This is a genomic window from Luteibacter sp. E-22 (assembly GCF_049913125.1).
Lineage (GTDB): Bacteria > Pseudomonadota > Gammaproteobacteria > Xanthomonadales > Rhodanobacteraceae > Luteibacter.
In genome coordinates this window covers 3,346,466-3,361,152 of the sequence record NZ_CP183975.1, presented here as the reverse complement: position 1 = coordinate 3,361,152, position 14,687 = coordinate 3,346,466, and the positions used below count along the sequence as shown (strand labels likewise).

Genomic DNA, 14,687 nt, shown 5'->3' with positions numbered 1-14,687 from the left:
CAACTGAACCGGGTCATTGTGGCATCCGTGCCATGGTTCAGCGAGCGACTTTACTGAACAGCCGTCGCCACACCGCGTAGACGGGCAGTCCCGACAGCACCACCAGGCAGACGACGCCGGCGCTGAGTGGCTTGTCCCAGGTGTACGCCACGACTACGCCGATCACGGTGGCGAGGAAGACCAGCGGCAGCAGGGGATAGGCCGGCGTGGCGAACGCGGGCCGGCCCTGGCCGTGCCGGCGATACCAGAACAGCGTGGCGATCGTGACCGCGTAGGCGGCCCAGTCGCCGAACGCGGCGAAATCCAGCAGTTGCCCGTAGTTGGCGATCCATACGAGCACGATGGCCCACGCCGAAAGCATCATCAGCGCGATGTTCGGGGTGCGGTAGCGCGGATGCAGCCTGGCCACGCTGGAGAAGAACAGGCCATCCTGCCCCATCACCTGGAGGACACGGGCGCCGGCGACGAGGGTGATGTTGCAGAAACCGAGCGTGGAGATGGCGATGCCGATGGCGATCAGCTTCGCGCCGGCGGTGCCGAACACGCGGCTCATCACGTCGGCTGCCGGTGCCTGGCTGGCCGCGAGCCCGTCGTGGCCGAGCACGGCGAGGTATGCATAGTTGGTGAGCACGTAGGCGGCGATCACCACCAGCATGCCCACGATCAGCGCTCGCGGCAGCGTGCGCTGCGGATCGCGGACCTCGCCGGCGAGGTTGTTGAGGTAGCTGAAGCCGGAGAAGGCGAACAATACCGGCAGCAGGGCGCCGGCGAGGCTGCCGGTCACCTGGGTCGGGCTCGCCGCCAGCGCCTGGGTGGTGCCGGCTCCGGCGAAAGCGACGCCGGTGACCACCAGCACGACGATGGCGGTGAGCTTCAGTATCGCGAAGACGTTCTGTACCTGGGCGCCGAAGCGGATGCCGAAGAGGTTGAGCCCCGTGACGAAGACGAGCGCGCCGATGGCGAGCGGCTTGATCAGACCGGGCGAAAGGCCGAACACCGAAGTGGCGTAACTGCCGAAGATGGTCGCCACGGCGGCGCTGCTGCCGCTGTAGATCACCAGCAGCATGGTCCATCCGAACAGGAAGCCGGCCAGCCGGCCGAAGGCCTCGCGCAGGTAGACGTAGCTGCCGCCCGCTTCCGGCCGCCGCGCGCCCAGTTCGGCGTAGCAGAGGCAACCGATCAGCGTAAGCAGGCCGCCTGCGACCCAGAGCCCCAGCAACACCCAGCCGGAGCCGGTGCGCTGCGCGACGATGCCGGGATTGAGGAAGATGCCGCCACCGATGATCCCGCCCACGACGATGAGCGCGGCGTCCATGAGGGTGAGGCGGCGGGCGTAGCCGGGATTTTCCATGGATCGTCGTCGCCTGGGTAAAGCGCGCAGGATCGCCTGCGCGCTACGGCCCCCGCAAGCCCGGATCGTGTGGCACGCCTAGAACATGTGGCGGAAGAGGTCGGCCAGGGCGCGGCTGAAGGTGGCCGAGGCGATCACGATCGCCACCGTCGTCGCCCAGACCACGATCAGCAGCACGCCGTCGCGTTCAACCAGCGCGAAGGCGAAGGCGATCAGCATGCCGCCGAACACGTAGTTGGTGAACGGAATCGGCAAGGCCAGCAGGATGCCGATGAGGATCATGATGGCGCCGGAGACGAAGGTGAACGGGCGCTGCGTGAGGCGTTGCAGGCGCGGCTGACAGATCTTTTCCAGCCGGCGCGTCATGGGTGCGATGCGGTCGAGGAAGCGCAGCAGGCCCTCGCGCGACATCGTGCGCCGGCGAAGGAAACCGGGAATCCACGGATGCTCGAGCCCGATCAGCATTTCCAGGCCGAGCGCGACCACGAGCACGCCCATGATGCCGCCGATGCCTAGCGGCACGGGTATGAAATTGGGAATCGCCAGCAGGAGAAGGAGGAAGCCGAAGGCGCGGCGCCTCAGCGGTTCGAGCAATTGCTCGATCGTGATCCGTTCGCCGGGGGTGGACATGAGCGCCGCCCTCAGCAGGGCGGCGGTCTTGTCTTCGCGCGGTTCGGTCGGGGTCATGCAACGACTGTCGCGGTCGGCGCTTGAACCGCCGCTTTACGTTACCGCCTCTTCGTCATTCCCCTGCAACGGGCTCGTCGGCGCCGACGGTGCTCACCAGCACCTTGTCGATGCGGGCGCCATCCATGTCGACCACCTCGAAGCGGTTGCCTTGCCAGGTGAAGGATTCGCCTGCCTGCGGGATATGGCCGAACTGCGTGGTGAGCATGCCGGCCACCGTGCGGAAATCGTGCTCTTCCTCGTTGGGCAGGCGGTCGAGCTGGAGCAGTTCGCGCAGGTCGTCGGCCGGCAGGGAACCATCGACCAGCCAGCTGCCGTCGTCGCGGCGCACGATGGGGCCTGCCTGCCCGGCGTCGTCGGCCGCGGGAGCGGTGGCGCCCACCACGGCCGTGAGCAGATCGTTCAAGGTGACCAGGCCTTCGATGTCGCCGTATTCGTCCACCGCCAGGGCAAGCTGGGTGTCGGCGTCTCTAAAGGCCTCGAGCAGGTCGAGGGCCCGTGCCGTGGCGGGCACGAAGAGCGGGCGGGCGACGCGGGCGAAAAGGTCGACCTGGCCGCGTTCGAGCGAACCGATCAGGGATTTCACCTCCACCGTGCCGACCACCTCGCTTTCGTCGCGGCGGTACACCGGGTAGCGGGAGAACTGTGTATCGCGCAGTACCTCGAGGTTGTCCTCGCGCGACGCGGCCACGTCCAGCCAGGCGATCTTCATGCGCGGCGTCATCACCGAGTCCACCGTGCGGTCGCCCAGGCGCAGCACGCGGTTGACCATGTTGCGCTCGTCGCTGTCGAGGATGCCTTGCTCGGCGCTTTCCGCCACAAGGAGGCGGATCTCCTCTTCGGTGGCTGCGCTGGCGCTGGTCCGGTGCAGGCGGAGCACGCGGAGGATGCCGGTGGAAAGGTGGTTGAGCAGCCAGACCATCGGCAGGGTGATGCGCGAAATCACCAGCATCGGCATGGCGATCTGGCAGGCGATGCGTTCGGGAGCGGAAAGGGCCGCGCGCTTGGGCACGAGTTCGCCGATGACGATCTGGACCAGCGACATCAGCAGGAAACCGAGCAGCCAGCCGACCACGCGCACATACGGTTCCAGCCAGAGCGGGCCGCCGCCGTGCAACAGCTCGGCGAACTTCTCGCCCAGGCTGTCGCCGGCCACGGCACCCGTGACCAGGATGATCAAGGTCATGCCGACCTGGACCGTGGAGAGGAAGCGCTCCGGCGATTCGGCCAGTTGCAGGGCCACCCGGGCGCGCCGGCTGTCCCTGGCCAGCTGCTTGAGCCGGCTCTTGCGCGAGGCGACGACGGACATCTCGGACAGGGCGAAGAAGCCGTTGCCGAGGGACAGGACGAGGACCAGCAGGAGTTCGGAGAGCATCGGGGGCTTATATAGCAGATGGGCCGTGCCCGGTCGTGGACGTTCGCCTGCGGGAAGCCCACGGCACCGCCAGGCTCAGTCCGGTAACATTAGCGTCATAAATTCCCAAGGTTCCCCAGGCGACGCCATGTTTTCACTCCAGACGATCTTCGGTAAGGGCGACAAGTTCTATGGGCTGCTCGAGGCCAGTGCCGAGGCGGCGCGCGAAAGCGCCCGGGCCATGCACGAGCTGGTGACCCAGACCGACCGTACCCCGGTGATGGCCGCCTTCAGCACGGCACGGGCCCGGGAGAAGGCCTTGCACGGGCAGATCGGCGAGGAACTGGTGAATACTTTCGTCACCGCCCTGGATCGCGAGGACATCGAGGCCCTGAACTCGGCGCTGTACAAGATCCCCAAGACCATCGAGAAGTTCGCCGAGCGCTACGTGATCGTCGCCGAGCGCCTGCAGGGCATCGATTTCAGCCAGCGCGCCGCGCTGCTCGAACGCTCGGCCGACGTCGTGGTGGCGATGATCGGCCAACTCCGCCATGGCCTGAAGATCGACCCGGTGAAGAAGCTGCGCGACCAGCTCCAGGCGTTGGAGTCCGAGGCCGACCGCCTGCTGCTCGACCCATACCGCACCCTTTACGCCGAAGCCTCCGATCCGCTCCGGGCCATCCTCGCCAAGGACCTCTTCGAACTGGTCGAGAAGGCCGTCGACAAGTGCCGGGACGTCGGCAACGTCGTCTATTCGATCGTGCTCAAGAACTCCTGACGGCGGGCGCCCCATGAGCATGGTCATCGCGGTCGTCCTGATCGCCCTCGCGTTCACCTATATCAACGGCTTCCACGACACGGCGAATTCCATTGCCACCGTGGTCGCGACCAAGGTACTCACGCCAGGCCAGGCGGTCCTGCTGGCCGCCGTCACCAACCTGGCGGGCGCCCTCTGGGGCACGGCCGTGGCGGCGACGATCGCCTCTGGCCTGATCGACACGGGCGTGGTCGAGGTCGGTTCGCACCTGCTGATCAGTGCGCTGCTCGGCGCCACCATCTGGAACCTGATCACCTGGTGGCTCGGCCTGCCTTCCAGTTCGAGCCACGCGCTGGTCGGTGGACTATGCGGCGCGGCGCTGGCCGCGGCCGGCGACAACTTCCATTCCATCATCTGGTGGCAGGACGGCGCGCACTGGTGGTTGGGCAAGGGCGTAGTGCCCAAGGTCATCGTGCCGATGATCGTCTCGCCCTTCCTCGGCTTCGTGATCGGCTTCCTCATCATGGGTGGCCTCTATGCGTTGCTGGGCTTCTTCTCCAGCCGCAAGGGCCCGTTGCGCCGCTTCGGCCGCACGCCGTTCGTGAACAGTTTCTTCGGCAAGGCGCAGATCGTCTCGGCCAGTGCCATGGGCCTGTCCCACGGCATGAACGACGCACAGAAGAGCATGGGCATCATCGCCCTGGCCCTGGCTGGCGCGACGGCGGCCGGCCAGTTCGACCACCTGCCCGCGTTCCTGCATTTCCTGCGTATCCCGCACGACCCGGCCGCGGCCGGCGGCTTCCCGATCCCCATCTGGGTGAAGGTGGTCTGCGCGCTCACCATGGCCGGCGGCACCGCCGGTGGTGGCTGGCGCATCATCAAGACGCTCGGCCACAAGATGGTGAAGCTGCATCCCATCAACGGTTTCGCCGCCGAAGGCAGTTCCGCGGCCGTGATCCTCACCGCCTCGATGCTCGGCGTGCCCGTGTCGACCACGCACAACGTTTCCGCGTCGATCATGGGCGTGGGCGCGGCCAAGCGCTTCAACGCCATCCGCTGGTCGGTGGTCGAGCGCATGGTCTGGGCATGGATACTCACCCTGCCCATCACGGCAGGACTCGGCTACGGCCTGGTCAAGCTGGGCCGCCTGCTGTTCTGAGGCCTACAGCGCGTCGGCGTCGCCGTTGACGACCTGCTCGAGCTGGTCGCCGATGGCACCCAGTTCCTCGATGAGCCGAGCCAGTTCGCGTTCGTCCAGGTAGTCGTACGGGCGGTTCTCGCACAGGTGCAGGTAGGGCGAGCCATCGAGATCAGCCTCGGCCAGGTATCCGGTGCGTTGCTCCCAGTTGAAGCGCAGGCAACGTCGCGCATCCACGCCGGCCAGGGGGCCGATCGGCGTCGACAGGCGCAGGAAGCGCTGCCCGTCGGTGTCCTCGAGTTCGGTCAGGTAAATGCCCTGGTGCCGCCCATCGGGCAGCTCGAGGTCGAAGCTGATGATGTAGGGCTCGTTCTGGCGGAGCTTGTGAATGCCGCCCAGGTGGGAGCGAATCGCTTCGAAATGCCGCATGGCTGCCTGCTGGTCCGTCGTCGGGGGCTTCCGATGGTACGCTCAACGGAGGCCCCGGACATGCACGAAACGACCATGAACGATGTACTCGACGATGACGAGGCCCGCGTGCTGCGGGCACAGCGGATCATCGATGCGGTCGCGGCCATTCCGCGTGGCCGGGTGGCCAGCTATAGCGCCATCGCGGCTCGCGCCGGGTATCCCGGACGGGCCCGCCTGATCGGCCGTGTGCTCGGCGACGCGCCCAATCGTCCCGACCTGCCATGGCATCGCGTGCTGCGTGCCGACGGCAAGATCGGGATTCCCGCCGGCACGCGGGGCTATCGCGAACAGTGCCGGCGGTTGAAGGCCGAAGGGGTGGTCGTGAAGGACGGACGCGTGCCCATGAGCGCCTTCGGCCTGGATCATGACCTCGATCGTGCCATCTGGGGGTTACCCGTCCGCGGAATCAGCGGTAGGTGACCTCGACCAGACGCCATGGCCGTGACGGATCGCGGCGCAGAGCGTAGTCCAACAACGACAGCCTGGCGTCGGCTCGTGCCTGGTGCGTATCGAGCAAGCGGATGATGGCGTCGCCTTGGCGACCCGCCGGACAATCGAGCTTGCCCTCGCCTATCGGGCAGGATGGTTCGACAATGGCACCATGGAAGCCGATGCGGCCTCCCCCGGCGAACGTGGGCAAGGCGCCGACAAGCAGGGCGCCGGCAAGCAGGCTTGCGGGAACGAGCGCTTTCTTCATGACATCCCCCCTCTTGAGGACGTGAAACGCTATGGAGTCGCGGGGCGGCATGCCCGGCCTCATTACCTGCCGATTCGCAAGGAAAGAAAACAACCTTTCGTCTCAAATCGGTGTAGGCCTACATCCCGTTCAGCTGTCATCCCGTGCCGATACGTCGCGCCGGTTTGTTAGCATGGGAGGATGCAGTCCCAGGCTCTCGATCTTCTTCACTCCGTATTCGGCTATCCCGGATTCCGCGGTCAACAACAAGCCATCGTCGAAGAGGTCGCGGGTGGCGGCGACGCGCTGGTGCTCATGCCCACGGGCGGTGGCAAGTCGCTTTGCTTCCAGATTCCCGCCCTCATGCGCCACGGGACGGGCATCGTCGTCTCGCCGCTGATCGCCCTGATGCAGGATCAGGTCGATGCCCTGACCGAAGCGGGCGTGAAGGCGCGATACCTCAATTCCAGCCTCGACGCGGGGACCCAGCGCGAGGTCGAGGACCTGCTGCTGGCCGGTGAACTCGACATGCTCTACGTGGCACCCGAGCGCCTGCTCACGGGGCGTTTCCTCGGCCTGCTCGAACGCATCCCCATCGCGCTGTTCGCCATCGACGAAGCCCATTGCGTCTCGCAGTGGGGACACGATTTCCGGCCCGAGTACCGCGGGCTCGCGATCCTCCACGAACGATTCCCCGAGGTGCCGCGCATCGCGCTCACGGCGACCGCCGACGAGCGTACCCGCGAAGAAATCGTCGAACGGCTGGGCCTGCACGAGGCGCGCCGCTTCGTTTCGAGTTTCGACCGTCCGAACATCCGTTATCGCGTGGCGCCGCGACAGAACGCGCGCCGGCAACTGCTCGATTTCCTCGACGGGCACCGTGGCGAGGCCGGCATCGTCTATTGCTTGAGCCGGCGCAAGGTGGACGAAACCGCCGCGTGGCTGATGGAGGCCGGCGTCGAGTCCTTGCCCTACCACGCCGGTCTCGATACGGAGACACGAACCCGGCACCAGCAGCGCTTCCTCCGCGAGGAAGGCGTGGTGATGGTCGCCACCGTCGCCTTCGGCATGGGTATCGACAAGCCCGACGTGCGCTTCGTGGTGCACCTCGACCTGCCGCGCAGCATGGAGGGCTACTACCAGGAAACCGGTCGCGCCGGCCGCGACGGCCTCCCCGCCGAAGCCTGGATGATCTACGGCCTGGGCGACGTCGTCACCATGAGCCAGATGATCTCGCAATCGGAAGCGGGCGACGATCGCAAGCGCATCGAGCGCCTGAAACTCGACTCGTTGCTCGGCTATGCGGAAGCGACGCGCTGCCGTCGACAGCTGTTGCTGGAAGCGTTCGCCGAAACCTATCCCGAGCCCTGCGGCAACTGCGACAACTGCCTGGTGCCGCCGAAGACGTGGGATGCCACGCTGGCGGCGCAGAAAGCCATGTCCTGCATTTATCGCAGTGGGCAGCGCTACGGCGCGGGGCACCTCATCGATATCCTGCGCGGTGAAGCCGGCGAGCGTGTCCGCGAGCTCGGCCACGACAAGCTCACCGTGTTCGGCGTCGGTGCCGACATGGATGCGACGCAGTGGCGTTCGGTGTTCCGCCAGTTGCTCGCGGCCGGATTGATCGAAGCGGACCCCGAAGGCTTCGGTACCTTGCGCCTGTCGTCCACCAGTGGACCGGTGCTGAAAGGCGAACGCCGGGTGTGGCTGCGCGAGGACGCGCGGCCGGCGAAGGGACGCCGCGGTACGCGGTCGCCGGCCACGGTGCCGGGCGGCTCGCTCGGTATCGAGGCGATCGAACAGCCACTGTGGGAAGAACTGCGTCGCGTACGCGCCGAACTGGCCAGGCAGCACGGCGTCCCGGCCTACGTGATCTTCCACGATGCCACGTTGCTGGCCATGCTCCGTGCGTTGCCGGGAAACGAAGAGGAACTGGCCTCGATCAGTGGCGTGGGCGAGAACAAGCTCAAGCGTTACGGCAGAGATTTCCTCGCCGTGCTCACGGCGGCAGGCTGATCGAGCCGCGGCGGGGTGATGGAGTCGTTCTGTGGGAGCCGACCTTGTCGGCGATCCCGCGGCAGCGGGCCAGACTGAGGCAAGCACCCATCGCCGACAGGGTCGGCTCTCACCACAGCCGGCTCTGACTGAGGTAAGTCTCAAGCACCGCGCGCTTGCGTGGGTCCGCGTTTGCCCCCATTGCTTTTTGGACGACTCAGGGAGCCGCCCATGCACGACGCCACGCCGCTTATCGCCACCATCGTCGGTGGCCTGGTTCTCGCCTTCATCTTCGGCGCGATCGCCCACCGACTGAGGTTGCCTGTCCTGGCGGGCTACCTCGTCGCCGGCGTGGTCGCAGGTCCGTTCACGCCAGGGTGGGTCGCCGATGCGCACATCGCCCAGGAACTCGCGGACCTCGGCGTCATTCTGCTCATGTTCGGCGTGGGCCTGCACTTCTCATTGAAAGACCTCCTCTCGGTCAAGGCCATCTCCGTTCCCGGCGCCGCGGTGCAGATGGGTGTCGCCACCGGTCTCGGCATGCTGTTGGGCTGGTTGCTCGACTGGCCGCTCGCGCAGGGCTTCGTGTTCGGTCTCGCGCTCTCGGTGGCCAGCACGGTGGTCCTGCTGCGCGCGATGGAGGAACGCCGCCTGCTCGACAGCGATCGCGGCCGCATCGCGGTGGGTTGGCTGATCGTCGAGGACCTGGCGATGGTGCTGGCCCTGGTGCTGCTGCCGGCGATCGGCGGGTTCCTCGGTACGGAGAAGGGCGGGGCGGCGACGGATGTGGGCGCCCTGCTGGAGACGGTGGCATGGACCATCGGCAAGGTGGTCGTCTTCGTCGCGTTGATGCTCATCGTCGGCAAGCGCGTGATCCCGTGGACGCTCCAGGCGGTCTCGGCCAGCGGCTCGCGCGAACTGTTCCGCCTCGCCGTGCTCGCGATCGCGTTGGGCATCGCGTTCGGCGCGGCCCACCTGTTCGACGTCTCGTTCGAACTCGGCGCCTTCTTTGCCGGCATGATGATGGGTGAGTCGAAATTGTCCCAGCGCGCCGCGGAGGAAACCCTGCCGCTGCGCGATGCCTTCGCGGTGTTGTTCTTCGTGTCGATCGGCATGTTGTTCAATCCCGGTATCCTGCTCGAACACCCTTGGATCGTGCTGGCGGCCTGCCTCATCATCATCGTGGGCAAGTCGGTGGCCGCCTTCGCCATCGTGCGCGCCTTCGGCCGGCCCGCGAAGACCGCGCTCACCATCGCCACCAGCCTCGCGCAAATCGGTGAGTTTTCCTTCATCCTCGCCGGCCTCGGTGTTTCGCTGGGCCTGTTGAGCGAGCAGGCACGCGACGTGTTGCTTGCCGCGGCGATCGTCTCCATCCTGGTCAACCCGCTGCTTTTCGTGGTGCTCGACCGGTGGATCGCGAAGCACGATTCGGATGCGCCTGAAGACCATCCCGACGCCATCGCGGGGCACACCGTGCTGGTCGGCTTTGGCCGCGTCGGCCGACGCGTGTTCGCGGAATTGCACGCGGCGGGAACGCGCACGCTCGTGATCGAGACCGACGAGGATGCGGTGCGCGAACTGCGCAGCCAGGACACCGCCGAGATCGTGATCGGTAACGCCGCGGCCGCGCCGGTGCTGGCGGAGGCGAACCTCGCCGGTGCCAGGGCGTTGATCGTCGCCGTGCCCGATCCTTTCGAAGGCGGGCAGATCGTTCGCGCCGCGCGTGCGCTGCGCCCGGACCTTCCCATCGTGGCGCGCGCGCACTCGGTGGAATGCGTCGCCCATCTGGACGGCCTGGGCGCGAGCGACGTGATCTACGGAGAGCAGGAACTTGCGCACAGCATGTTCGAGGCGGCGCAGCCACGGCGGGACACCCCGGCGCACTGATCGCCGTGCCCCTCCTGGCCAAAGGTGGGCACGTATCGACAAGCCCGGACACGCCGGCCTAACGGCTCCCTGGTTATCGTTGAGGGATTGGCGGCAGCGACGACGAGGACAGCATGGCATCCCTGATCGAGGACTACGCGATGCTCGGCAATTGCCGAAGCGCCGCCCTGGTGGCACGGAACGGTTCGATCGACTGGTTGTGTCTCCCTCGCTTTGATTCGGCCTCCTGTTTCGCCGCCCTGATCGGCGATGACGACAACGGGCGATGGCGAATCGCTCCCGCCGATCCCGACGCCGCATGTACACGCCGATACATCGACGGCAGCCTCGTGCTGGAGACGGAATGGCGTACGGCCACGGGACGGGCGAGGGTCATCGATTTCATGCCGTTCGCCGGCGACCAGGTGGGTGTCACGCGTATCGTCGAAGGCATCGAGGGCCGGGTGGATTTCGAAGCCGTGCTCACGATCCGCTTCGACTACGGCAACGCCGTGCCCTGGGTCAGCCGCCTTGACGAGACCACCATCACCGCTGTCGCGGGCCCGGACATGCTGGTCGTACGCAGTCCGGTGGTCGTGGAAGGCGAGGGCATGCACAGCATCGCCCGCTTCGTCGTGGGCAAGGGCGATTCCATCCCCTTCATGATGGCCTGGGGTCCCTCGCACCTGCCGCCACCCGCCACACTCGATCCCCATGCCGAACTGCGGGACACCCTCGCGTTCTGGGAGACCTGGTCGAACCGCTGCAACGACAGCGGCGAGTGGAGCGATATCGTCCGCCGTTCGCTGGTGGTGCTCAAGGGCCTGAGCTACCTGCCCACGGGCGGCATCATCGCGGCACCCACCACTTCGCTTCCCGAGCAACTGGGTGGCCAGCGCAACTGGGATTACCGTTATTGCTGGGCACGAGACGCCACTTTCGTGCTTTCGGCCCTGGTCAACGCGGGATATCACGACGAAGCCAGCGCGTGGCGCGACTGGGTGCGCCGGGCGGTCGCGGGATCGCCCGGCCAGCTGCAGGTCCTCTATGGCGTGGCCGGCGAGCGCCGCCTGGAGGAATACGAGGTGCCCTGGCTCTCCGGCTACGAAGGGGCCAAGCCCGTACGCATCGGCAACGCCGCGTCCGCGCAGTTCCAGCTGGATATCTTCGGGGAACTCGTCGGGGCCTTCGCCCATGCCATCCGCCATGGCGTCACCCTGCAACCCGAGGCCGACGACGTGCAGGCGGTGTTCCTCGAACATCTCGCCGGGATATGGCGGCAGCCGGACGAGGGTATCTGGGAAATCCGCGGCGAACCACGCCACTTCGTGCATTCGAAGGTGATGGCCTGGCTGGCGTTCCAGCGCGCCGCCGAACAGGACCGGCACGGTCGTGATCCGGGCTTCACCCGGCGCTGGCGCGCGATCGCAGACGAAATCAAGGCCGACATCCTTGCCAAGGGCGTCGACCCCGCGCGCGGCTGCTTCACCCAGTCGTACGGGTCGACCGAACTGGATGCCAGCCTGCTCCTGGTGACCCTCACCGACTTCCTGCCGCCGGACGATCCGCGCATCGTCGCCACGGTGCGGGCGATCGAGGAAGACCTGCTTGTCGACGGCTTCGTGCGCCGTTACGACACGCGCAGCGGCGTGGATGGCCTGCCCCCGGGAGAGGGTGAGTTCCTGCCATGCAGCTTCTGGCTGGTGGAGAACTACGTATTGCTCGGCCGCTTCGACGAAGCACGCGAATTGTTCAAGCGCCTCATCGGGCTCGCGAACGACCTCGGCCTGCTCGCGGAGGAGTACGATCCACGGTCGAAACGGCTGCTGGGCAATTTCCCACAAGCCTTTTCACACGTCGCGTTGGTTAATGCCGCTTTCAGCCTTGCGCATTGCTACAGCGCGACGGCAGATATCCACGCCACCCCCGAAGCCCTCGATCCCCAAGGAGTCCGTGCATGAGCCAAGCCCAACCGAAGCGCGTCGCCTCACGCGCTCACCCGGCCGACCCGTGTACCGTCGTGATTTTCGGCGCCGCTGGCGACCTCACCAGCCGCCTCGTCGTTCCCGCCCTCTACAACATGCGCCGCACCGGCCTGCTGTCCGACAATTTCTCCGTGATCGGCTTCAACCACGGCAAGATGACCGACAACGCCTGGAAGAAGAGCCTGACCACCGCACTCGAACGGTTCGTCGGCAACAGTGGCAGCAAGCTCGACGCCGACGCGTGGGGCTGGCTGAGCGGCCAGATGACCTACCACGCCGGCGACTTCGACGACCTCACCGCATTCCAGAGCCTCGCGGTCAAGCTCAAGGATGCGGAGCGCCGCCGCGGCACCAAGGGCAACGTGCTGTTCTACCTCGCCACGCCGGAGCGTTTCTTCGGCGACGTGATCGAGAAGCTGCACGAGGCAGGCCTCGTCGACGACGGCGGCCCCGATGGCCAGTGCTGGCGCAGGGTGATCGTCGAGAAACCGTTCGGCCACGACCTCGCCTCCGCGCATGCGCTCAACGAGCGCATCCTCAAGGTGTTGCGCGAAGACCAGATCTACCGCATCGATCATTTCCTGGGCAAGGAAACGGTACAGAACATCATGGCCTTCCGCTTCGCCAACGGCCTGTTCGAGCCCATCTGGAACCGCGATCGCATCGACCACGTGCAGATCACCGTGGCAGAGACGGTCGGTGTCGAGCGTCGCGGCTCGTTCTACGAGCAGACCGGTGCATTGCGCGACATGGTGCCGAACCATCTGTTCCAGTTGCTGGCGATGGTCGCGATGGAGCCCCCGACCTCGTTCGACGCGGAGGCCGTGCGCACGCGCAAGGCCGAGACGATCGAGGCGATCCGTCCGATCCAGCCCGAGGACGCCGTGCGCGGCCAGTACGGCCCCGGCGCGGTGAACGGCGAACTGGCGATCTCCTACCGCGACGAACCGAACGTGGCGCCTGATTCCGTCACCGAGACCTTCGTCGCCATGAAGTTGTCGATCGACACCTGGCGTTGGTCGGGCGTGCCCTTCTACCTGCGCACGGGCAAGCACATGGGCCGGCGCACCACGGAGATCGCGATCCGCTTCAAGTCCGCGCCGTTCGCTCCGTTTCGCGGTACGGGCATGGATGCGTTCGGTCCGGACTGGCTGGTGTTGCAGATCCAGCCCGACGAAGGCATCTCGTTGCAGTTCGACGTGAAGCGTCCGGGCCCGCGCGTGGAACTCGCACCCGTGCGCATGGATTTCAAGTACGCCGACTGGTTCCGTGCCGAACCCAACGTGGGCTACGAGACCTTGCTGTACGACTGCATGACCGGCGATGCCACCTTGTTCCAGCGGGCCGACATGGTCGAGGCATGCTGGCGTGCCGTGCAGCCGATCCTCGACGACTGGGCGCAGCGCACGCCCGCCGATTTCCCCAACTACGCGTCCGGCAGTGCCGGCCCCGCCTCGGCCGATACCTTGCTGGCCTTGGGTGGACGTTCGTGGCGTCCGCTGAACTCGGCGAACGAACTCAACGCCAGGCGCACGGCGAAGCCCAAGGTGGACGCGCCTTCGCCCGCACAGAAATCGCCGGAGCGCCGCAAGGCCGCGCAAACGGCCGCCGCCAAGAAGGCCTTGCGCGGCACCGCGGTGAAAAAGGCCGCCCCGGCACGCAAGGCGACGGCGACGAAATCGGCAGTCAAGAAAACCGCGGCCAGGAAAACGCCCGTTGCGAGGACGGCACCGGCCAAGCGCGCATTGGCCAAAAGTGCGTCGACCAAGCGTGTCTCGACGACGACCAGTGGAAAAGGCTCGCGCAAGAAATAGCACGAGCCCGTGGGAGCGAGTTGCACCGGGCTTCCGCTGTCGAAGGCAGTGGCGGTCGATGGGCCTCCGGAGGAAGGGGGCCCTTCTACCTCTATAGGGGGATGGCCGGGCATTTCCCTCGTGCGCCAGCCCGGCGATTCCTTCCGCGCAGCCAGGAAAACACGGTCGAACCTGCGATTTTCGCGCTGCATTGCAGCAAAGCCGCCGGTTTGCATGCCACTGTGCCTGGCGTTCGCACTAGCATGGGAAAAATCCAAGGTGGCAAAGCGGTTTACCGCATGCCATCACTTGCATTGCGCATCCATGGATCGATCCAAATGGGCCTCGCCTGTTTCCGCACTGCACTATTTTCTTCAATTCAACATTCCTCGTAAAAACAGTGTTTTAAGTCAAGCAGTGTGTCTTTAGATCGAGTTAAAAAATCGGTTGACAACGTTGTCAACGCCCCCTAAAAATCCGCTCAGTCACACCACTGCAACGACGACGACGCAAGCGGGCCGTGCCGGCCATGTACGGCGATCGCGGTAGGGCGCAGGGCTAAAAACCAAAATCCAATGGAACGAACGGTAACGAACGCGGGCGTCAGCCTGCGC

General features: G+C 66.2%; 12 protein-coding genes. 7 read left to right on the top strand and 5 right to left on the bottom strand.

Going from position 1 to position 14,687, the window contains the following annotated elements; all coding sequences use genetic code 11:
* Positions 1-37: 37 nt before the first annotated feature.
* The 3 genes from ACN9M2_RS15015 to ACN9M2_RS15005 all read right to left on the bottom strand — a co-directional run bounded on the left by ACN9M2_RS15015 (position 38) and on the right by ACN9M2_RS15005 (position 3,413).
* Positions 38-1,351, bottom strand: a complete 1,314-nt coding sequence (locus tag ACN9M2_RS15015) for an APC family permease (protein ID WP_426285447.1) — start codon at positions 1,349-1,351, stop codon at positions 38-40.
* Between the two features lie 78 nt (positions 1,352-1,429).
* Entirely contained in the window at positions 1,430-2,038 is a 609-nt protein-coding gene (locus tag ACN9M2_RS15010) for an exopolysaccharide biosynthesis protein (RefSeq protein WP_426285446.1), read from the bottom strand.
* A 55-nt stretch (positions 2,039-2,093) separates the two neighbouring features.
* Positions 2,094-3,413 carry a hemolysin family protein gene (locus ACN9M2_RS15005; protein WP_426285445.1) on the bottom strand — a complete coding sequence of 440 codons (1,320 nt, stop codon included), beginning with the start codon at positions 3,411-3,413 and terminating at the stop codon, positions 2,094-2,096.
* Between the two features lie 127 nt (positions 3,414-3,540).
* Here ACN9M2_RS15005 and ACN9M2_RS15000 point away from each other — a divergent pair, with 127 nt between their 5' ends.
* Together ACN9M2_RS15000 and ACN9M2_RS14995 are read left to right on the top strand one after the other, a co-directional pair.
* Positions 3,541-4,170, top strand: a complete 630-nt coding sequence (locus tag ACN9M2_RS15000; RefSeq protein WP_306849739.1) for a DUF47 domain-containing protein — start codon at positions 3,541-3,543, stop codon at positions 4,168-4,170.
* Between the two features lie 13 nt (positions 4,171-4,183).
* On the top strand, positions 4,184-5,308 hold the full coding sequence (locus ACN9M2_RS14995) for an anion permease (RefSeq protein ID WP_426285444.1): 1,125 nt from the start codon (positions 4,184-4,186) through the stop codon (positions 5,306-5,308).
* A gap of 3 nt (positions 5,309-5,311) precedes the next feature.
* Here ACN9M2_RS14995 and ACN9M2_RS14990 read toward each other — a convergent pair whose 3' ends face one another.
* Positions 5,312-5,716: a hypothetical protein gene (locus ACN9M2_RS14990; RefSeq protein ID WP_426285443.1), complete on the bottom strand. Its 405-nt coding sequence runs from the start codon at positions 5,714-5,716 to the stop codon at positions 5,312-5,314.
* Positions 5,717-5,776: 60 nt separating this feature from the next.
* Here ACN9M2_RS14990 and ACN9M2_RS14985 point away from each other — a divergent pair, with 60 nt between their 5' ends.
* Entirely contained in the window at positions 5,777-6,178 is a 402-nt protein-coding gene (locus tag ACN9M2_RS14985; protein WP_426285442.1) for an MGMT family protein, read from the top strand.
* Here the strand turns inward: ACN9M2_RS14985 and ACN9M2_RS14980 are convergent.
* Positions 6,165-6,455 (bottom strand): hypothetical protein, encoded by a 291-nt coding sequence (locus tag ACN9M2_RS14980; RefSeq protein WP_426285441.1) that lies wholly within the window; start codon positions 6,453-6,455, stop codon positions 6,165-6,167. The genes ACN9M2_RS14985 and ACN9M2_RS14980 overlap by 14 nt on opposite strands.
* Before the next feature lie 180 nt (positions 6,456-6,635).
* Between ACN9M2_RS14980 and recQ the strand changes: the two genes are divergently transcribed.
* From recQ to zwf, 4 genes are all read left to right on the top strand, one after another.
* Positions 6,636-8,450: a DNA helicase RecQ gene (gene recQ / locus ACN9M2_RS14975; RefSeq protein ID WP_426285440.1), complete on the top strand. Its 1,815-nt coding sequence runs from the start codon at positions 6,636-6,638 to the stop codon at positions 8,448-8,450.
* Between the two features lie 210 nt (positions 8,451-8,660).
* Positions 8,661-10,316 (top strand): YbaL family putative K(+) efflux transporter, encoded by a 1,656-nt coding sequence (gene ybaL, locus ACN9M2_RS14970; RefSeq protein WP_426285439.1) that lies wholly within the window; start codon positions 8,661-8,663, stop codon positions 10,314-10,316.
* A 113-nt stretch (positions 10,317-10,429) separates the two neighbouring features.
* Positions 10,430-12,256 (top strand): glycoside hydrolase family 15 protein, encoded by a 1,827-nt coding sequence (locus ACN9M2_RS14965; protein ID WP_426285438.1) that lies wholly within the window; start codon positions 10,430-10,432, stop codon positions 12,254-12,256.
* A complete protein-coding gene (gene zwf / locus ACN9M2_RS14960) occupies positions 12,253-14,094 on the top strand; it encodes a glucose-6-phosphate dehydrogenase (protein WP_426285437.1) in 1,842 nt (613 codons plus the stop codon). The genes ACN9M2_RS14965 and zwf overlap by 4 nt, the downstream gene beginning before the upstream one ends.
* The last annotated feature ends 593 nt before the right edge of the window (positions 14,095-14,687 follow it).

Bases quoted from the DNA above. Each gene is read 5' to 3' on its own strand.
- ACN9M2_RS15015 (WP_426285447.1), bottom strand. From the start codon at position 1,351: ATGGAAAATCCCGGCTACGCCCGCCGCCTCACCCTCATGGACGCCGCG.
- ybaL (WP_426285439.1), top strand. From the start codon at position 8,661: ATGCACGACGCCACGCCGCTTATCGCCACCATCGTCGGTGGCCTGGTT.
- ACN9M2_RS15000 (WP_306849739.1), top strand. From the start codon at position 3,541: ATGTTTTCACTCCAGACGATCTTCGGTAAGGGCGACAAGTTCTATGGG.
- ACN9M2_RS14980 (WP_426285441.1), bottom strand. From the start codon at position 6,455: ATGAAGAAAGCGCTCGTTCCCGCAAGCCTGCTTGCCGGCGCCCTGCTT.
- ACN9M2_RS14985 (WP_426285442.1), top strand. From the start codon at position 5,777: ATGCACGAAACGACCATGAACGATGTACTCGACGATGACGAGGCCCGC.
- recQ (WP_426285440.1), top strand. From the start codon at position 6,636: ATGCAGTCCCAGGCTCTCGATCTTCTTCACTCCGTATTCGGCTATCCC.
- ACN9M2_RS14990 (WP_426285443.1), bottom strand. From the start codon at position 5,716: ATGCGGCATTTCGAAGCGATTCGCTCCCACCTGGGCGGCATTCACAAG.
- zwf (WP_426285437.1), top strand. From the start codon at position 12,253: ATGAGCCAAGCCCAACCGAAGCGCGTCGCCTCACGCGCTCACCCGGCC.
- ACN9M2_RS14965 (WP_426285438.1), top strand. From the start codon at position 10,430: ATGGCATCCCTGATCGAGGACTACGCGATGCTCGGCAATTGCCGAAGC.
- ACN9M2_RS15005 (WP_426285445.1), bottom strand. From the start codon at position 3,413: ATGCTCTCCGAACTCCTGCTGGTCCTCGTCCTGTCCCTCGGCAACGGC.
- ACN9M2_RS15010 (WP_426285446.1), bottom strand. From the start codon at position 2,038: ATGACCCCGACCGAACCGCGCGAAGACAAGACCGCCGCCCTGCTGAGG.
- ACN9M2_RS14995 (WP_426285444.1), top strand. From the start codon at position 4,184: ATGAGCATGGTCATCGCGGTCGTCCTGATCGCCCTCGCGTTCACCTAT.